This window comes from Dokdonia genika (assembly GCF_042652845.1).
In the GTDB taxonomy this organism is placed as follows: domain Bacteria; phylum Bacteroidota; class Bacteroidia; order Flavobacteriales; family Flavobacteriaceae; genus Dokdonia; species Dokdonia donghaensis.
On sequence record NZ_JBHSHB010000012.1, the window covers coordinates 212,881 to 232,685 of the forward strand.

19 protein-coding genes and 1 tRNA gene are annotated in these 19,805 nt (G+C 37.3%); 13 read left to right on the forward strand and 7 right to left on the reverse strand.

The genetic code is table 11. From position 1 onward, the window contains the following. Positions 1 to 75: 75 nt before the first annotated feature. The 9 genes from ACFO5T_RS07830 to ACFO5T_RS07870 all read left to right on the forward strand — a co-directional run bounded on the left by ACFO5T_RS07830 (position 76) and on the right by ACFO5T_RS07870 (position 6,921). Positions 76 to 441, forward strand: a complete 366-nt coding sequence (locus tag ACFO5T_RS07830; RefSeq protein WP_380033407.1) for a rhodanese-like domain-containing protein — start codon at positions 76 to 78, stop codon at positions 439 to 441. Positions 442 to 545: 104 nt separating this feature from the next. Further along, positions 546 to 812 carry a heavy-metal-associated domain-containing protein gene (locus ACFO5T_RS07835; RefSeq protein ID WP_298351983.1) on the forward strand — a complete coding sequence of 89 codons (267 nt, stop codon included), beginning with the start codon at positions 546 to 548 and terminating at the stop codon, positions 810 to 812. A 3-nt stretch (positions 813 to 815) separates the two neighbouring features. Next, entirely contained in the window at positions 816 to 1,076 is a 261-nt protein-coding gene (locus ACFO5T_RS07840; protein ID WP_038599726.1) for a YidH family protein, read from the forward strand. Between the two features lie 194 nt (positions 1,077 to 1,270). Then, complete coding sequence (locus tag ACFO5T_RS07845) at positions 1,271 to 1,996, forward strand: DUF2490 domain-containing protein (RefSeq protein ID WP_380033410.1); 726 nt, start codon at positions 1,271 to 1,273, stop codon at positions 1,994 to 1,996. Positions 1,997 to 1,998: 2 nt separating this feature from the next. After that, positions 1,999 to 2,751 (forward strand): carbonic anhydrase, encoded by a 753-nt coding sequence (locus ACFO5T_RS07850; RefSeq protein ID WP_380033412.1) that lies wholly within the window; start codon positions 1,999 to 2,001, stop codon positions 2,749 to 2,751. 113 nt (positions 2,752 to 2,864) lie between these two features. Further along, on the forward strand, positions 2,865 to 4,172 hold the full coding sequence (locus ACFO5T_RS07855; RefSeq protein WP_380033414.1) for an NAD(P)/FAD-dependent oxidoreductase: 1,308 nt from the start codon (positions 2,865 to 2,867) through the stop codon (positions 4,170 to 4,172). A 203-nt stretch (positions 4,173 to 4,375) separates the two neighbouring features. Further along, entirely contained in the window at positions 4,376 to 5,041 is a 666-nt protein-coding gene (locus tag ACFO5T_RS07860) for a peroxiredoxin (RefSeq protein ID WP_380033416.1), read from the forward strand. Positions 5,042 to 5,111: 70 nt separating this feature from the next. Then, a complete protein-coding gene (locus tag ACFO5T_RS07865; RefSeq protein ID WP_380033418.1) occupies positions 5,112 to 6,443 on the forward strand; it encodes an MBL fold metallo-hydrolase in 1,332 nt (443 codons plus the stop codon). A gap of 4 nt (positions 6,444 to 6,447) precedes the next feature. Further along, a complete protein-coding gene (locus ACFO5T_RS07870) occupies positions 6,448 to 6,921 on the forward strand; it encodes a Dps family protein (protein ID WP_380033420.1) in 474 nt (157 codons plus the stop codon). A gap of 75 nt (positions 6,922 to 6,996) precedes the next feature. On the opposite strand, the gene ACFO5T_RS07875 is transcribed toward ACFO5T_RS07870, so the two are convergent. Both ACFO5T_RS07875 and ACFO5T_RS07880 read right to left on the reverse strand, forming a co-directional pair. After that, a complete protein-coding gene (locus ACFO5T_RS07875; RefSeq protein ID WP_380033422.1) occupies positions 6,997 to 9,102 on the reverse strand; it encodes a TonB-dependent receptor domain-containing protein in 2,106 nt (701 codons plus the stop codon). Between the two features lie 50 nt (positions 9,103 to 9,152). Next, a complete protein-coding gene (locus ACFO5T_RS07880; protein ID WP_380033424.1) occupies positions 9,153 to 9,485 on the reverse strand; it encodes a hypothetical protein in 333 nt (110 codons plus the stop codon). 288 nt (positions 9,486 to 9,773) lie between these two features. Here ACFO5T_RS07880 and ACFO5T_RS07885 point away from each other — a divergent pair, with 288 nt between their 5' ends. From ACFO5T_RS07885 to ACFO5T_RS07900, 4 genes are all read left to right on the forward strand, one after another. Further along, positions 9,774 to 11,168, forward strand: a complete 1,395-nt coding sequence (locus tag ACFO5T_RS07885) for a cytochrome ubiquinol oxidase subunit I (protein ID WP_380033426.1) — start codon at positions 9,774 to 9,776, stop codon at positions 11,166 to 11,168. 2 nt (positions 11,169 to 11,170) lie between these two features. Then, a complete protein-coding gene (cydB, locus tag ACFO5T_RS07890; RefSeq protein WP_380033428.1) occupies positions 11,171 to 12,208 on the forward strand; it encodes a cytochrome d ubiquinol oxidase subunit II in 1,038 nt (345 codons plus the stop codon). A gap of 135 nt (positions 12,209 to 12,343) precedes the next feature. After that, complete coding sequence (locus ACFO5T_RS07895; RefSeq protein WP_380033430.1) at positions 12,344 to 12,904, forward strand: YeeE/YedE family protein; 561 nt, start codon at positions 12,344 to 12,346, stop codon at positions 12,902 to 12,904. Beyond that, the gene (locus tag ACFO5T_RS07900) at positions 12,904 to 13,317 is read left to right on the forward strand and encodes a DUF6691 family protein (protein WP_298351946.1); all 414 of its coding nucleotides are present in this window, start codon (positions 12,904 to 12,906) and stop codon (positions 13,315 to 13,317) included. The genes ACFO5T_RS07895 and ACFO5T_RS07900 overlap by 1 nt, the downstream gene beginning before the upstream one ends. 75 nt (positions 13,318 to 13,392) lie before the next feature. On the opposite strand, the gene ACFO5T_RS07905 is transcribed toward ACFO5T_RS07900, so the two are convergent. The 5 genes from ACFO5T_RS07905 to ftsA form a co-directional block, all read right to left on the reverse strand. Continuing rightward, positions 13,393 to 13,466 (reverse strand) — tRNA-Arg (locus ACFO5T_RS07905). A 35-nt stretch (positions 13,467 to 13,501) separates the two neighbouring features. Then, positions 13,502 to 15,454 (reverse strand): OmpA family protein, encoded by a 1,953-nt coding sequence (locus tag ACFO5T_RS07910; RefSeq protein WP_380033433.1) that lies wholly within the window; start codon positions 15,452 to 15,454, stop codon positions 13,502 to 13,504. A gap of 293 nt (positions 15,455 to 15,747) precedes the next feature. Further along, entirely contained in the window at positions 15,748 to 16,197 is a 450-nt protein-coding gene (locus ACFO5T_RS07915; RefSeq protein ID WP_380033435.1) for a GatB/YqeY domain-containing protein, read from the reverse strand. A 138-nt stretch (positions 16,198 to 16,335) separates the two neighbouring features. Continuing rightward, the gene (ftsZ, locus tag ACFO5T_RS07920; protein WP_380033437.1) at positions 16,336 to 18,351 is read right to left on the reverse strand and encodes a cell division protein FtsZ; all 2,016 of its coding nucleotides are present in this window, start codon (positions 18,349 to 18,351) and stop codon (positions 16,336 to 16,338) included. A gap of 97 nt (positions 18,352 to 18,448) precedes the next feature. Continuing rightward, a complete protein-coding gene (gene ftsA, locus ACFO5T_RS07925) occupies positions 18,449 to 19,798 on the reverse strand; it encodes a cell division protein FtsA (RefSeq protein WP_035327646.1) in 1,350 nt (449 codons plus the stop codon). Positions 19,799 to 19,805 lie beyond the last annotated feature (7 nt).

Here is a 19,805-nt window from a genome sequence, read left to right on the forward strand (position 1 = left end):
TTTTAAAAGCATTACTATGTAACCTAAGTCACTGACAAACGTATACTAAGCGCTTATCTTTGAGTAAAAATAATAATGAAACTTACACTCATACTTATGTCATTTCTATCCTTACTTTTCGGTGATAAATTGCAACAGAGCGATGCTATCACAATACTCGACAGAGACGCTTTTAAAAGCGCAATAGCAACCCCTAGTGTACAGCTCATAGATGTACGTACTGCAAATGAGTACAGCTCCGGTCATATAGCAAAAGCACAAAATATAGATTACTTTAAAACATCAGAGTTTACAACTAAGGTAAATAAACTTGATAAGGATAAACCGGTGTACCTCTATTGTAGATCTGGTAATAGAAGCCAGCGCGCTGCGGCAAAATTAGATAGCCTAGGTTTCAAAATCATCTTTGATCTAGAAGATGGTTATAACAACTGGAAATAGCTTAGTCTATAAATCATAATGATTATAATGTATGCAATCACGCTTTCGCGAAAGCGTAATTAATTAAATCAATTTACTTAATCTCTTCATCAAAATTTTACACTATGAAAACGGCTATAATTGTTCAAAATCTAAGATGTGGTGGCTGTGTTAATACAATCACTACAAAAATTAATGCATTAGAAAATGTACATAATGTTAGTGTAGATCTAGAATCATCTACAATCTCCTTTACAGCCGAAGATGCTCTAGATGCGCTATCTGTAAAGGAAACTCTAAAAAAACTAGGCTATCCATCTATAGAAGATGATAATGGTGTATTGTTAAAGGCAAAATCTTTTGTAAGTTGTGCTACGGGAAAAATAACCTAACCTATGAGCACACTAGAGCAATCACTACGAGATAAACTAGCGATAGATAGAACGAGACTGGCAAACGAGAGGACCTTTCTTGCTTATTTTAGAACGTTTATTGTTTTTTTAAGTTCTGGTTTTGCTATTATAAAATTAGACCTGTTAAACGAAATACGCTGGATAGGTATTATGCTCATTGTTATAGGACCTGCCTTATTAATTATAGGTTTGTTTCGTTTTTTATATGTAAAGAAGAGTATCAAAAACTACTATAAAGAGTAATGTATTATGAAAGCCTCTTGCTTTCTCTTCCTTATTACCCGCAACATATAACGATTTACACCTTCCAAAAATGGCTTTACAATGCACAATCAATAATTTGATTTTGTAAACATAATAGCCATACTCACTTTTAGATTTTAATGAATTACGCATCTGTTTGCTTCACGAAGCTTATGGAACAATGCTCGTATTTTATGATGAGATTTTTTATACTTTTTAGTTTCCTCTGTTTTGGCATCACAAATGCTACTGGTCAAAATACTAGCACAAGATATAGTAGCTGGAACACCTTTGATGTTTCAAAAAAAATCAATCAAAATTGGTCTATAAATACTGAATTTAACCTGAGACGCACACAGTTCTTAAAAGATTGGGAACAACTTGTAATACGTCCTTTTGTCCATTATAAATTTGAGAATGATCTAGATATAGCATTTGGTTATAGCTATATACGCAATTATAAACACGATGGTAATAGCCTACCTCTTGATATCATAGAGCATAATATTTTTCAACAACTTACTCTTACGCATAGGTTTTCAAATTTTATTTTAGATCACAGATTGCGTTTTGAAGTGAGACATATAGGCAACATCACAGAACTTTTTAATGGAGTCTATGATGTGGACGGCGCGAGGATAAGAAACCGTTTTCGTTATAAATTTCAAGTAAGAATACCTTTAAGAGTATATAGTGATAATCGCGTCTTAAGCGCTGTACTATATGATGAGGCCTTTTTGAACCTAGAAACTGGTTTGAGGCCAAAAAAGCTCGATCAAAACTGGATGTTTGTGGGTTTAATTTTTCGCGTAAGCAAACAAGTTAAAGTGCGCTCTGGATATCACGACATATATGCTAAGAGAGAAGATCTATTTATAAACAACCGAGTGTGGGAAACTACGCTTACTTATACATTTTAACAATGAAACACTCTTTAATATTATTAATCACTATTCTAATAATAAGCTGTGTACAAAAAACAGATTTGCATAAGGATGCACACTGGAGCTATGAAGGTGAGACTGGACCAGTACACTGGGGAGAAATTGAAAAAAATTCTGATTGTGGAGGGTTGTTTCAATCACCTCTTAATATTGTAAACTATAAGGTAGATAGCTTATTAACTCCACTTAAAATTACCTATTCTGATAGCACACATATACACGACATTATAAATAATGGACACACGATACAGTACAATTTTGACAGTGGAGATTATATCACGATAGAGGGGGTGACTTATGAGCTAAAGCAGTTTCATTTTCACGAACCTGCAGAGCATCTAATAGATGGTATACGTTACCCTATGGTGATTCATCTCGTGCACAAAAGTGAAAATGGCACGTATGCCGTACTAGCTGTTATGGCAAAGGAAGGGAAAAGTAGTAAACCTTTTGATTTTCTTGAAAGCTTTTTACCCATCCCAGTGGGTGAAAACCGTATTGTAGATAGTGCTTTTGATATGAACCTCAACCTCCCTGATAATAGAGCTTACTTCACATATAGCGGTTCTCTCACCACTCCTCCTTGTACAGAAAACGTGCAATGGTTCATTTTTAAAAACCCAATTACCGTCTCGCTAAGTCAAGTAGAAAAACTAAAGGCTCTAATGCCACTCAATAACTATAGAGATGAACAGTCACTTAATGATAGGGAGATTAAGCTGTCTAAATAAAATAGACACCTTACTTGTTAATTTATTAAAAACACCTGCTGTGTGTAACATAAGTTACATTAATCACAATATAGTTGCTTTATTTTTAACGAGTTAACAAACAAACACAGAAAATGACATCACATTATCAAGTACTCATCATAGGCGGAGGAACAGCAGGTATAATGACTGCTGCACAACTTCTTAAAAATAAAAAATCAAGCAGTGTTGGAATCATAGAGCCGGCAGATACACATTATTATCAACCAGCCTGGACACTAGTGGGTGCAGGTACGTATGATTTTGATAAAACTGCAAAACCTATGGCTTCTGTCATTCCAGAAGGCGCAGTATGGATAAAAGATAAAGCTACGGGGTTTAATCCAGAAAAAAATAGCGTCCTCACCGAATCTAATGGTAGTATCACCTATAATTATCTCGTTGTTGCTCCAGGTCTTGCTTATGACTTTAGTTTGGTTCCAGGTCTAGGAGATGCCATAGATAATGGTGTGGTGTGTAGTAACTATACAGATCCAAAACATACTTGGAATGTCATAAAAAACTTTAAAGGCGGTGTTGCTCTTTTTACACAACCTGCAACTCCCATAAAGTGTGGTGGAGCTCCTCAAAAAATTATGTATTTAGCAGAAAATCACTGGCGTAAAAATAATGTCACTGCAAAAACAGATATAGTCTTTGCAACGGCGGGTACAATAATCTTTGGCGTAAAGCAAATCGCAAAAACACTTATGGAGGTTGTAGACCGTAAGGATATAAACTTGCGTTTTAATCATAAACTAGTTGAAGTAGACGGTGCTAATAAAATAGCCTGGTATGAGCTCACAAAAGATGTCTCTGCAGGTGGATGTGTTGTAATGTCTGGAGACGATGAAAATAAACACCTAGATGAAAAATTTCAATACAATTATAAAAATGTAAAAGTAACTGTAAAAGGTGACAGGTATGGAATACATTATGATATGATGCACACAGCTCCCCCATCTGTAGCACCTAAGTTTGTAAAAGAGTCTAATCTAGTAAACAGTGCTGGATGGCTTGATGTAGATCATCATACAATGCAGCATAACACGTACCCAAATATTTTTGGGCTTGGAGATGTAGCTGCCTTACCTACAGCAAAAACTGGTGCTGCTATACGCAAGCAAGTTCCTATCGTTGTAGATAACTTAAGCCTTCTTATACAACATAATAAAATAGGTACTCAATCATATAACGGGTACTCATCGTGCCCACTTGTAACAGATTATGGTAAAATGGTGCTTGCAGAATTTGATTATAATAACAATTTCACTCCAGACCCAAAACTTAAGCAACTGCTTATAAAAGATAGCTCAAAAGAACACTGGAGATTATGGATGCTCAAAAAATTTATGCTTCCCTACTTATACTGGAATAAAATGCTAAAAGGGCAAAATGTATAATTCATACAGTACCCCCATATTGTATAGAGGCAAGATCTTAGATCTTGCCTTTTGTAATTTATAACAAGCCCTATCTTTTAAGTAGAGACTCAGGCTGTTAAAACTTTTATAAAATAATGACTGTGTAACAAAGGTTACTATAAACACTTTAGTTATAGCGTATTTTTATATCATAATTAAAAACAATAAATAAAAACTATATTATGAATAACGAAAACCTATTACCAGAGCAACCTATTGCAATGCCTAGAATTGGAGATACAGCTCCAGATTTTACGGCAGTAACAACAAAAGGAACTATCCAGATGTCTGACTTTGCAAAAGACAAGTGGATTGTGATGTTTTCTCACCCCGCAGATTTTACACCAGTGTGTACAACAGAGATGAGCGGTTTTGCACAACGCAAACCAGAATTTGATGCACTTAACACAGAACTCTTAGGCTTGAGTATAGATAGTATACACGCACACCTAGGGTGGGTCCAAAATGTAAGAGAGAACACTGGAGTTTACTTTGACTTTCCTATAATTGCAGATATAGATATGAAAGTATCTAAGCTCTACGGAATGCTACAACCTAACGAGAGTGAGACTGCAGCCGTAAGAGCCGTATTTTTTATAGACCCTTCAAAAAAGATAAGACTCGTAATGTATTACCCGCTTAATGTAGGGAGAAATATGGACGAAATTTTAAGAGCTTTAGATGCGCTACAAATGTCTGATAAGCATAAAGTAGCAATGCCACTAGACTGGAAAAGAGGAGACCAAGCAATATGTCCTCCACCCAAATCACTTGACGCTCTTAATGAACGCTTACAAGATGACACGGTAGAAAAGGTGACTTGGTACCTTGCAAAAAAAGACATTTAAAAACTATTGGGCTTTTGCTCATTAAGAGTAAAAGCCCTTATCTTTTCATCAACCTATAAAACAACCTATTATGGATATTAAACAATTTGAATATAAACCTCTAGCCCACTATTCATACGCAATAGTAAGTAATGGTGAGATGGCCATTATAGACCCAGAGCGTGATCCAAAAGAATATTACGCTTTCGCGAAAGCGCAAAACGCAACCATCAAAGCAATTATAGAGACTCACCCTCACGCAGATTTTGTAAGCTCGCATTTGCAATTACATAAAGAGACGGGAGCAACCATCTATAACAGTAAAAAACTGGGAGCAGAATATCCTCACAAAAGTTTTGACGATGGTGATAAGATAACCATAGGTAACTGCACGCTCGAGGCTATTAACACACCTGGACACTCTCCAGATAGTATTACAATTGTTGCCACAGAGGCTAATGATATAGCACTTTTTACCGGAGACACTCTTTTTATAGGCGACGTAGGTCGTCCAGATCTGAGAGAAAAGGCAGGTAATATGAAGGCTAAGCGAGAAGAGCTTGCAGAGATGATGTATGAAACTATTACTACAAAATTCAGCAATCTGCCAGATAATGCTGTTGTATATCCAGCACACGGCGCAGGCTCGCTTTGTGGTAAAAATTTAAGTGATGCAAACAGCAGTACACTAGGCAATGAGCGTATAGGTAACTGGGCTTTTAAAGAACAGTCTAAACAAGAGTTTATGGCAACTATACTAGATGGACAACCCTTTATACCATCTTACTTTGGGTACGATGTAGATACTAATAAAGCTGGGGCAGATAATCTAGAAACAGCGATAAGTGACATCCCATTTAAAAAGAACACCACAGCAGAAGGCTTGATTATAGATATAAGAGATGAGGCTGATTTTAAGAAGGGACATCTTGAAGGGAGTATTAACATTCAAGCTATTTCTGAAAATGCTAAGTTTGAAACCTGGTTAGGTTCTATCGTGCAGCCAGAAGAAGCATTTACTCTTGTGATTGCTACAGAAGATCAAACCGATTACATACTCAATAGAGTAGCAAAAATAGGCTATGAGAAACAACTTAAAGAAATCATAACCCTAGCACCAGAAAACCTAAACGAGACAGAAACACTTGATCTAGTTGATTTTAAAAACAATCTAGATTCTTATACAATTATTGACATTCGTAATGAGAGTGAAGTAAACGACGAGCAGTTTTTTAAAAATGCTCACTCGCACCCACTTAATAATTTACGAGATACTGCCAGTACTATTACCACAGATAAACCTATAGTTGTACATTGTGCTGGAGGTTATAGAAGCGCTGCAGGTAGTAGTATTGTACAAAGAGTACTACGTGATGCTAAGGTATATGACCTTAGCGAAGCAATTAACGACTTTAAAAACTAATATTATGAAAAATCTAAATAACATAGGCCTAGACGTAACATCCTCACAACAAACAGCAGAGGAGCTTAATGATTTACTCTCAAACTATCAAATGTTTTATATGAACCTTAGAGGTTTTCATTGGAACATAAGAGGAAAGCGATTTTTTGAATTACACCTCAAGTTTGAAGAATTATACAACGACGCACTTATAAAAGTAGATGAGATTGCAGAGCGTGTACTTACCCTAAGCGCTACTCCACTTCACACCTTTAAAAAATATCTAGAGATATCAGAGATTGAAGGTGCCGAAAATATTACAGATGGTGAGGCAGCAATATCAAGTATACTCGAGGCACTTACTGTCTTACTCAAAAAAGAAAGAGCAATCCTTTCTATCGCTGGAGATGCAAATGATGAAGGTACAGTAGCACTTATGAGTGATTATATTGTACAGCAGGAAAAACTAGTCTGGATGCTCTCTGCTTATCAAAACTAGTATAGGTACGCTTTCGCGAAAGCGTAAAAAAAAGCCCTTTTGATGAACTCAAAAGGGCTTTTGTAATTAAGATAGTTAAAACAAATACTTTGCAAATACTGAAAAGTTTCTCCCTGGATCATTGATAGGAACTCTATCAAACCCCTCCTGGTTTACAAAGGAAAAATTTAAGTGATTGTTATATGTCTCATCAAATAGATTGAGAACAGCAAGACCTATATGTACATTTGTTATAGGCTCTACACCTATTTTAAAATCTAATGTTTGGTATCCCTCTGTCTCTTGCTCTCTAAAACTAGTAGAAATTTCTTCTTGTTGAGAAGTAAGATTATAATCTAGGCTCGACCATAATTTTCCTCTTTCATAACGCACTCCAAAGCGAGTTGTAAGAGGTGGTGTTAATGGCAAAGATTCATCTAGATCTTCATTTCTGGTATATACGTATGCGAGAGCGGTATAAAAGTTATAGTACTCCATAAAGTCAATAGAGAGATCTGCTTCAACACCTGTCTTGAACGCCTTGTCTACATTAATAAAGCGCTTTACCTCTTGAGGTTGTGCAGTCGGGTTAAACTTTCTATCTAGCAGAGGGTCTACTACGGGAACAATATAATTTTCATAAATAGAATAATAGCCAGACACATTGTACTGTAATGCATCTACTCCTCTTGTTAAGCTCTTTTTCCCGCTAAGGCCTATTTCAAACTGATTATTAACCTCTGCATCAAGATAAGGGTTACCTACATACTCAAAGGGATCTTGCCCCACTTGAAAGTGATTAATGTACCTCTCTATCATATTTGCACTGCGCGTTCCTCTACCAAAGGCGACCTCAAGCGTATGTACCTCAGAGAGCTTTTGCTTCACAGATACTGTTCCAGAAAAGTTAGACTCGGTTCTATTTTTTAGGTCTGGATATAATTCCCTAAAATCTTCTTCGGGATCTCGTATATCTGATGTTACAAGGTCTAAGCGTACCCCAGCAGTAAGTAGTGTATTATTTGAAAACTTATATTTATGTTCTGTAAAAATCCCAAAATCATTTATATAAGAATCTTGCCATACTTTATCTTGAAAATACAACGGCTCTGCGAGCTCCTCTCCCATCATATTACGTTTTACAAGTCGTGATCTTCCTCCATCACGTGCCACTAGTAAGGCATCAAGTCCAGAGTAAACGGTCCATTCTTCAGCTGGCTTAAGTTTAAACTCAACTTTTCCCCCAGCAGTTGTAGCATCTATAGTAGATAACGCTTCGGTCATTGCAAATGAAGGTCTGTTATTATTAGACATTATATGGTCTACATAAGAGTAATAGGCTTTTGCATTTACCTCTTTTATAAGCCCCTTAAGTCCGTTTATTTTATAATCTAGTGATAATATAGAACTGTTATCCTCTTCTGTATCCATAGGCAATCCCGCGTGTAACACATCTCTACCGTAAGACTGTCTCCAGTGAGCTTGAACACGTTGTGTGTCGCTTATATTATATCCTACCTTAAGACCGTAATCTAGGCTTCTAAACGATGAAGGGATAACCGTACCCGCACCATCTTTGTAATTACCAAAATCTCGATAACCAGCATTTGCTGTGATATCATATGCATCTGTAACCTGTTGTAATTTTATAGACGACACAGATGCACCACCATTAGACTCATAACCAGAGCTTACACTCCCGTGCAAGCCCATTTGCATAGATTGAGGTGTTTGAGTTACAAGGTTTACAATCCCTGCAAAGGTGGAACCATATCTCATCGTGTAGGGGCCCTTTATAATTTCAATTTTTTCAATATCCTCTGGCACTACGTGTGTTGTAATAGGGTCCATTCTATTAGGACAGGCGTGCATTGCCTTAGTACCTCCATCAAATTGAATATTTAATTGCTCATACTGTGACGCTCTAAACGAAGGTTCTATAGCATAATTTCCTCTCTTTATAAGAGTAAAAGCATTAATATTACTAAAGAGATCTGCAACATTTTTAGGTTGAACTACCTTCTTTACAAGATCTGTTTTAACTTTAGAAAGTACGGGGTCTGTACTGGCCTTTCCGGTGACCATTACGGTATTAAGTTCTATTACCTTTCCTTTAGAACTATCTATCTTTTTTTCTACTATTTGTCCATAACAGACCATCGTAGGTATTGCGCATAAGAGCGCGAGAAACATCTTTTTCATTTCTTAAATTGTTAATCATCATTAAGTGATGATAATATTGTTATACGTTATTATATGAGATAATACTCCGTACAACGAGGAGGATGAAAAATCAGGTTTGTAAAAGAAGATTGTAAAAATTGCCTGTATACAATATCATTACCGCGGTCTAACTTTATAAGTTTATATGAGGTTACAACTACGTCAAGCTCGCAAAATATAAGTTGATCCCAGTTTATTGTGATAGCCTCTGGTTGATTTTCAGAACTATCACTAGCGGTCACCTTAGTGAGAAAGCATTTTCCGTTACATTGCATTTCTGGTTTATCAGTATTCTCACATAACATTTCAATAAAACTTTCTATCTCGAGGGTATACCACCCATATATGAATGAAGTTTTCAAACTATTAGTTAATAGTACTATTGATAATAGGATAACGGTAATTGCTTTCACTAGGTGTAAATAAGAATAGATTTTTTACGTTTTATGAGTGACTTTTTACGCTTTCGCGAAAGCGTAATTAAAACACAAATCCAGCATAACTATTCAACTTTCAAAATTACTGTACGCAACCAGATTGATACGCTACTTATGTTACAGAACTCCAAAAAACACGTACATTATGTAACCAAAGTTACTTTGAGAAATTCCCTCTAGAAGTAACTTTGTTATAGCTAAAACACTATCACTATGGATACAGAAATTCTCGCTAGAATCCAGTTTGCCTTCACTATTTCCTTTCACTACATATACCCACCCTTAAGCATAGGCCTGGGACTTATTATGGTCATAATGGAAAGCTTATGGATACGTACTAAAAATGAAAAATATCATATTCTTGCAAAATTCTGGACCAAGATTTTTGCACTCACCTTTGGTATAGGTGTAGTGACCGGTATCGTGATGGAATTTGAGTTTGGGACCAACTGGGCGACTTACTCTAGGTACGTGGGTGACATTTTTGGGAGTGCACTAGCTGCAGAGGGAATATTTGCCTTTGCACTTGAGAGTGGTTTTTTAGGCATCTTACTTTTTGGGTGGAACCGTGTTAAACCCTGGGTACACCTTGTAGCAACCATAGGGGTATTTTTGGGCTCTATGTTTTCTGCAGTGTGGATTGTAGTAGCAAATAGCTGGCAACAAACACCAGCGGGGTATCACATTGTAGGAGAAGGAATGAATGCACGTGCAGAGATTACAGACTTCTGGGCGATGGTTTTTAACCCTTCTAGTGTAGATAGATTAACGCATACGTGGTTTGCGGCATTTCTTGCAGGTGCGTTTTTAGTCTTAAGTGTGCACGCCTATTACTTGCTTAAAGGTAGATATGTAGAAATCTCAAAAATGGCTTTCAAAATTGCGCTAGGAGTCGCTACAGTATTCTCATTAATGCAACTCGTAACGGGGCATAGCTCTGCAGATGGTGTGGCAGAAAATCAACCTGCAAAACTAGCTGCGATGGAAGGTCACTATGATAAAAGTGGTCCTGCAGATTTATACCTTTTTGGCTGGGTAGATAATGAATCGCAAGAGGTTACTGGTATTAAAATACCTGGAGGACTCTCATTTTTAATTGATCAAGATTTTGAGGCTCCAGTCATAGGTCTTAATGCTTTTCCAGAAGAAGATAGACCAGGACAGGTAAATGCCGTATTCCAGTTTTATCATATAATGATTGCCATAGGTATGTTTTTTATAGCTCTCACACTTTATGCTTGTTTCTTATGGTGGCGTGGCACTTTATTTACAAACAAGTGGGTATTAAAAACATTTGTATTTTCTGTAATCCTAGCTCAAATAGGTAATCAAGTAGGATGGTTTGCGGCAGAGATGGGAAGACAACCGTGGGTTGTATATGGACATCTTAGAACCTCAGAAGCATTTTCTCAAGCCGTCACGGCAAATCAAATTGTATTCTCGTTAATACTATTTTTTGTGGTGTATGCCCTACTTCTATTTTTATTCTTATACCTCTTGACAAAAAAAATAAAACACGGGCCATATGATGAAGACGACAACGATATGGAAGAAAGAAGATTTACAAAAGAGATTACAAACCAAGTTACAAACACGTTAAACGCTTAGATATGGAAACTTTATTTGGTATAGATTACCCTACACTTTGGTTTCTCGTTGTGGGTGGTGTTTTTTCTGGTTATGCAATACTAGATGGATTTGATTTTGGGGCCGGTGCCTGGCATCTGTTTTTTAGAAAAGAGTTGAGCCGTAGGATAGCGCTTAATGCCGTGGGCCCTGTATGGGATGGTAATGAGGTGTGGCTCGTAATAGGTGGTGGTGCACTTTTTGCTGGCTTCCCAGTAATGTATGCTACCTTCTTTTCTGGTTTATACATTCCATTTATGTTGTTCTTAATGTTTATCATTTTTAGGGCAATTGCCATAGAGTTTAGAAGTAAGGAAGAGTGGTTATGGTGGCGCAAGATGTGGGATATATGTTATAGCGTGAGCAGTATAATGCTCGCATTTTTACTAGGTGTAGTGCTAGGTAATGTTTTACAAGGCATCCCTATAGGTCCAGATCTTGAGTATGATGGAAGTCCATTTTTAGGTTTCTTAAATCCCTATGCTATCATAACAGGCTTTACTACATTATTTCTTTTTATGTCTCACGGGGCTATCTATCTACTTCTTAAAACAGAAGGAAGGCTCTTTGATAAACTGGAGGGCTTACTTAAAAAGGGCATCATACTGTTTATAGTATTTTTTGTGATTACCACATTATACACACTTATCTACATCCCTCATCTATCTGATGATTTTAAGTCTAACCCTATACTATTTATATTCCCAATTCTCACATTTTTGAGTATCGCAAACATCCCTAGACTAGCGCATAAAAAGCGCTTTAAAATTGCCTTCTTTTTCTCTGCTCTCACTATTGCATTAATGATGGCGCTTGTGGCTATAGAGCTGTATCCTACCTTACTGTATTCTACGATAGATCCGGCAAATAGTATTACGATTTTCAATGCAGCTTCATCAGATAAATCACTAGGAATAAGTTTAACAATGGTGGCTATAGGTACGCCTCTGGTGCTTGGTTATACATTTTTTGTATACAAGACTTTTGCTGGAAAAGTACAACTAGATGATCATAGTTATTAAGTTTTGCGCTTTCGCGAAAGCGTAACAAACACATTTACAATACATTAAAACACTTTATTAATAAAGACCCCTCCTAGGTAACAAATGTTACTGAACAGGGGTTATTTTTGCGCTTTCTTTGTCAAAAATCAAGTAATGAATTGGATATATTCCCCCTGGCCTTGGTATGTATCGGGCCCAATGATTGCTTTTGTAATGTTTTTACTACTTATGGTGGGTAAAAACTTTGGTATGTCTTCTAACCTTAGAACGATGTGCACCATTTGTGGAGCAGGTACAAAAGCAGACTTTTTTAAACTAGACTGGCGTGCACAAAAATGGAATCTCACCGTGGTTATAGGTGCCATTATAGGTGGCTTTATAGCTACAAATTTTTTGACTCCAGATGCCGCCGTTGCCATTACACCAGAAACTATAAGTGATTTACAAGATCTAGGCTTTAATAGTGCTGGTAAAGCATACCTTCCCACAGAGCTTTTTGAAACCTCGGCGCTGTTAGATTTTAAAACCTTAGCTATACTCATTATAGGTGGGCTCCTCGTGGGCTTTGGGGCGCGTTATGCTGGTGGTTGTACATCTGGACACGCGATTTCTGGATTAAGTAATTTACAACTCCCGTCACTTATAGCCGTAGTAGGGTTCTTTATAGGAGGTCTTGTGATGATACATTTATTATACCCCTTAATTTTTGCCTAATGAGAACAGTAGTTTATTTATTTATAGGAATCCTCTTTGGGATTACAATGTTTAAGAGTGAGGCTGCCTCTTGGTTTCGTATTTATGAAATGTTCAAATTTGACGCATTTCATATGTATGGAATTATAGGTTCTGCACTGGTGATAGGTGTTATCACTATACAGCTCATTAAGAAATTTAATATAAAATCTTTTTATGGGGAGACCATACACTTTTATCCAAAAACCAGGAGTGTAAGCCGCTACCTTATAGGTGGTATAATCTTTGGCTTAGGGTGGGCACTTGCAGGTGCGTGTCCGGGGCCTATGTTTACTCTTATAGGAGCAGGTTTTGTACCTATACTGGTAGTAATTGCTGCAGCAATACTAGGTACTTTTTTATATGGTATACTTAAAGACAAGTTGCCTCATTAATTGAAAGACAGAGAGCTTATAATTAAAATCCCCCATTCAGTTTATACCTTACTGGGGGATTTTTAAATTTATCTGTGACCGCGAGAGGATTCGAACCTCCAACCCTCAGAGCCGAAATCTGATATTCTATCCAGTTGAACTACGCAGCCTTTTTACGCTTTCGCGAAAGCGCAAATTTACTCCTTTACTGATTAACAACAATAAACTCTGAGCGTCTGTTTAACTGGTGCTGCTCCTCGGTACAATCACTATTATTACCACAGCCATTTACAAGTTGTGTCTCTCCATAACCATTACCACTTATACGCTCTGCTTTTATACCTCTTGAGATGATATATGCCACTGTAGACTTTGCTCGTCTATCTGATAATGACAAGTTATAAGAATCTTTACCTCTACTGTCTGTATGTGAGCGCACGTTAATAACCATCTCCGGCACTTGCTTCATAGCAGAGATGACTTTAGTGAGTTCAAGGGCGGCATCTGGTCTTATATCTGACTTGTTATAGTCAAAATATATAGGGTTCAAATTGAGAAGCTTTGCAAGATCGTCTCCTACGCCTACTTCTGTAAGTCTAAGTTCTAACTCTATATCTCTTTCTAAACTTTGCTCTGTTGCTGGTGTCATCACAAAAACTTCGTTTGAGTAATACGTTTTGGAGGAAGCGCGTATGATATAATTCTGAGAGCAAACAAGATCAAATGTATACTTACCCTTAGGCGAGACCTGTACTTCTTGTAAAACCTTATTATCAGGATCTAGAAGTTGCACCTTTGCATCTGTAATAGGTGTTTTTGTGTTTTTATCTGTTATAAAACCACTTATAGGTATATCACATTTGCGAGGTGGTTTTTCTGTCTGTTTAAAACGGTAGATGTCATCACTACCCATACCCTGAGCACGACTAGACGAGAAAAAGCCCATTTTTATACTATCATTTACAATGTAACCAAAGTCATCACTAGAGCTATTAATAGGCGCTCCCACACCCACAACAGCAATTTCTTCTGAAGAGGGATTTGTAACATAAACATCTAGACCGCCTAAGCCTGGATAACCGTCTGAAGCATAATATAAATTACCTGTATCACTTATAAAAGGAAACGTCTCTTTACCTTCGGTATTTATAGGTTTGCCCATATTTTCCGGTTCTCCATAGGTCCCATCTTCATTTATAGCGACCCTCCAGATGTCTGAACGTCCCACACCTCCAGGCCTATCTGAAGAGAAGTAGAGATACTTACCATCACTACTTAATGCCGGATGCGCATTTGAAAAATCATCACTATTAAAGGGAACTTCTTCTGCAATGGTCCAGTTTTTTGAAGAAGGGAGATAAGTAGATTTATAAATCTTTAGCTTATTAATCCCATCTTTTGAGGCCTTATACTTGTCTTTGGTATAATTGTTACGGGTAAAATAAATCGTTTTACCATCCTTGGAAAATGTAGGAGAGCTCTCGTGGTATTTTGTATTGAGTTTATTACTAAATCGTGAAGGTGGTGACATTGTACCACCTTCTTTAATTGTAGATTTATACAAATCTAAAAAAGGTTGATTAGTCCATTTATGTATACGCCTGCTTACAATACCCGTATCTCTCGCCGAAGCAAAAACTAATTGACCATTATAATATGCGGGCCCAAAATCTGAGTACCTAGAGTTAAGCGTGCGTAGCATATTGATTTCGTAAAGACTTTCCTTATAGCCCTCTACAGCTACATAGTCTGGATTTTCTTTAAATAGCCTTGCTCTAAAATCATTACCGCTCAAGGTGGTAAAAATCTGCATCATATCATCAGACTCGTCATACTCCTTTGTTGCACGTAAAGTTTGTGCATACCTAAAATAATGCTCTGCACTTACCGAGTCTGCATAATTTTCTGTAATCTTTTTATACCATTCTTGAGCTTGTGAGTACTTACCGTTATAGTAATAAGCTTCTGCTATTTTTTTAAAAACATCATAAGACTTAAAACCTTCTGCTACGAGGTCTTTGTAGATTTCTATTGCATCTATATATGCAAGTTGATTAAATTTTTTATTTGCTCTAGCAAGTTTTGCATCTTGAGCCGCCCCTGTGATATAAAATAAAAAACAGACTAATAACGTGATCCCACGTAAAAAATTCTTCATTTAACCTTTAGTATTAAGTATTAACTTTTTAATTAAAAGATAAGTTGAGGATAGAATTTTACTACAAAAAAGGGGAGAGCGCAAACATACTAAAAAAAGTAAAAGACACTAGCCTTACCTATTGAAAACTAGCATCTTGCATCATAAAATTTAATATGTTAAATTAGAAAATTGGCACTACTTGTGTTAATTAATCGACGTATTCACAAATTATAGCTGTTCCTTCAGCTTAGTTATAAAAAAAGAGGCACATTATTGTGCCTCTTTCAATTGTATTATATTTAAAGTATATACTAGCTCAGTCTTGATTTTACGATCGTACTTATAGTCTTACCGTCTGCTTTACCAGCTAGCTTGCCATTAACCTGCCCCATTACTTTACCCATATCCTTCATTCCTTGAGCACCAGTAGTAGCTATGACCTCATCTACCACTTTGGCAATATCATCTTCTCCTAGTTGTTCAGGTAAAAATTGTGCAATAACTTCTGCTTGAGCAAGCTCAGGCTCTGCAAGATCTGCTCTACCTTGTTCATTAAAGATGGTTGCACTATCCTTACGTTGTTTAACAAGTTTTTGAAGCAATTTTAACTCTTGCTCCTCTGTTATTTCTTCTTTTGCACCGCTTTCTGTTTGTGCAAGTAAGATAGCAGATTTTATAGCGCGTAGTGATGTAAGGGCATTTTGATCTTTGGCCTTCATAGCCTCCTTCAAAGCCGTCATCACATCTTTAGATAGACTCATAATTTATTGTTTTGATTAGATTATCAAAGATACGGAGTTTTATATGTACCACTTAAGTAGAAATAATCACTCTATAAAAAAGTAGTCCAACAATCTTGGGGGAGATCATTGGACTACAAAGCACTAATAATAATTGTATTAATCTACATTATCGTGTAGAAATGAGTTGTTCTTACGTAGTTGTACTTCGTCATTATCATCTGTAGAGAGTGACGTTCTAGATAGGTTACCATCTTTTTTTGGCGTCTCATCTAGATCTATACCCATACGTTTATATGCAGGCTGCTTCTCAATCTCTTCTATACGTGACTGGTTATTTCTAAACTTGTAATTAAACTCCTTCATCTTACGTTTACGCTCTGATGCTCTATCTATAAGTAACTTTGAGATAGGGCTATTCATAGGGTCTATTTCTGCCTCTGGCTCATCTTCTTCTTTCTCTTGAGGAGCAACTGTCTTTGTTTCAAAAACGATTGTTTCTTCCTCATCAATATCTTCTTTTACAATAGAGGCACTTGAGAGTGTCTCTTCGAGCTCCATATAATCTTCAAGACTGTAGCGAGTCTCTCCATCATTAGTATGCTCGGTAACTGGAATGATTTCTATAGGCTCATTTACTTCTATTGATGCTGTGCTATCGTCTAGGTCAAAAAGCTTAGGTGCACTTTCTTCCTCTTGTACAGTAGTGTCTGCATTAAGTGGCATATCAAAAAAGAGCATTCCGTTTCCTTCAGGCTCTTTGTTTTCGACTACTGGGCTTTCTTGACGTACAGTTGTGTCTATAATTTCAAAGTCTGCATCATTTTCGGCTAGAATTTCATCATATACTACATTGATATTTTTTATAATATCTGTTGTAGGCACAATATCCATTTTATATTGCTGGCTTGTTGGAGCTTCTTGTCTTGACTGAGCCTGTGGTGCTTCTGGAGCTTTTTCCTGTGGAACTTCTTTTACAGGCGCTTTCGCGAAAGCGCTAGTAGTATCCTCCAGCTCATCTAAGTCTAGCGTGTGTACAATCTTAGCTGGTGCTACTGGTTTCTGAGGCTCAACGGGTGCTGCTGGCGGTATCTCTACTGTAGCCTCTGGCATAAGGTCTTGTTGTGCTTTTTGCTCCTCCTCTAGCGTGTGTATGATTTTTTTTGTCTCAACGTTTACAATATCGTTTTGCTGCTCCGCATTAAAACCTGTTGCTATTATTGTCACAGAAATCGCATCTCCTAGAGAGTCATCTTCACCCACACCCATAATGATGTTTGCACTGTGACCAGCCTCTGCTTGTATGTGATCATTTATTTCACCTATCTCATCTATAGTAATCTCATCACCACCAGAAACGATAAGTAGTAGTACATTCTTTGCACCTGTAATCTTGTTATCATTAAGTAATGGTGAGTCTAGCGCTTTTGATATTGCCTCATTTGCACGACTTGTACCACTAGCAGTAGCGCTACCCATTATAGCTGTACCAGATTTACTTAACACTGTCTTTGCATCACGCAAGTCAATGTTTTGTGTATAGTGGTGTGTTATTACCTCTGCTATACCTCTTGAGGCTGTGGCAAGAACCTCATCTGCTTTACTAAAACCAGCTTTAAAGCCTAGGTTTCCATAAACCTCACGTAGCTTATTATTATTTATTACAATGAGTGAGTCTACCTGAGCACGTAGTCTATCTACTCCTTTCTGGGCTTGTTCGTTACGCATTTTTCCTTCAAACTGGAAAGGAATCGTGACTATCCCTACGACTAGGATATCAAGCTCACGAGCCATCTTTGCAATTACAGGAGCGGCACCAGTACCTGTACCACCACCCATTCCGGCAGTAATAAAGATCATCTTTGTATTAGTACCTAACATCTGTTTAATATCCATCTCACTCTCTATAGCAGCTTGCTCACCCACTTCTGGATTTGCTCCTGCACCAAGACCTTCTGTAAGACCTACACCTAGTTGTATCTTAATAGGCACTGTACTATTCTCAAGTGCCTGTGCATCTGTGTTACAGATTACAAAATCTACACCTTTTATGCCCTGCTGGAACATATGGTTAATAGCATTGCTACCTCCTCCACCTACACCTATCACTTTTATGACATTGCTTTGGTTTTTAGGTAAATCAAATGTGATGTTATTAAATTGTGTCGTACTCATATAATTTATTTTTTGCCCCGTTGTATTCTACTAGATCGACGCCCATACGCCGATTTGATTTTTATTCTTATTTGTTTAAAAGTGTAACGCTATTGCACTACTCTGCATTATCAAGAAAATCTTTAAACTTATCTGCCCATCTATCAAAGATGCTGCGCTTAGGCGCTTGTGGCTTAGTTTGCCTTGCTTCTATGTCTGTTTCTTGTACTTCATTTATGGTATCTGTAAATACCTCTTCTTCTTTTGCTATAACCTCTTCTTCTGCATCAAGGTGTGAGTTGTATAGCCCGTGTTCTAGACTATTCATCACAAGGCCTACTGCTGTCGCATAAAGCGGGCTTGTGGTCTCTGCATCACTATCGCCAGCTAGGTGCTCATTAGGATATCCTATACGAGTATCCATACCTGTGATATATTCTACTAGCTGTTTTAAATGCTTAAGCTGGCTTCCTCCACCTGTGAGCACTATACCTGCTATAAGTTTTTTCTTCTGCTCCTCGTGACCGTAATTTTTTATCTCAAGATATACCTGCTCAACAATCTCAACCACACGTGCGTGTATGATTTTTGAAAGGTTTTTGAGCGTGATTTCTTTAGGCTCACGTCCTCTTAACCCTGGTATAGAAACAATCTCGTTATCTTTATTTTCACCTGGCCACGCAGATCCAAATTTTATTTTAAGCAGCTCTGCTTGTTTCTCAATAATTGAACAACCTTCTTTAATATCATCTGTGATGATGTTACCGCCAAAGGGTATTACGGCCGTATGCCTGATTATCCCGTCTTTAAAAATCGCAAGATCTGTTGTACCACCACCTATATCTATAAGCGCAACTCCGGCCTCTTTTTCTTCTTGACTTAGCACTGCGTTTGCAGAGGCTAGCGGCTCTAGGGTAATACGATCTAAATTAAGTCCAGCGCTCTTAACACAACGCCCTATATTTCTTATAGATGCTACTTGACCTACAACTACGTGAAAATTTGCTTCCACACGACCACCATACATCCCTATAGGCTCTTTAATCTCACTCTGCCCATCTACCTTATACTCTTGCGGTAACACGTGTATAATCTCTTCACCAGGTAGCATTACTAGTTTATGTACTTGATCACATAATGCTTCTATATCTTGCGCATCTATTACCTCTTCAGAGTTATTTCTAGTGATGTAATCGCTATGTTGTAATGAGCGTATGTGCTGTCCAGCTATCCCTACTACAACATCTTTTATTTTAATCCCTGATACATCTTCGGCCTCTTGTACTGCTTGTTGTACAGACTGTATGGTCTGGGTAATATTATTAACTACACCACGATGCACACCAAGACTTTTAGACTTACCTATACCTAGAATTTCTACCTTGTTGTACTCATTGTACCGCCCTATCATTGCCACGATCTTCGTGGTCCCTATGTCCAGTCCTACTGCGATATTTTGATTTTCCATACTTCTA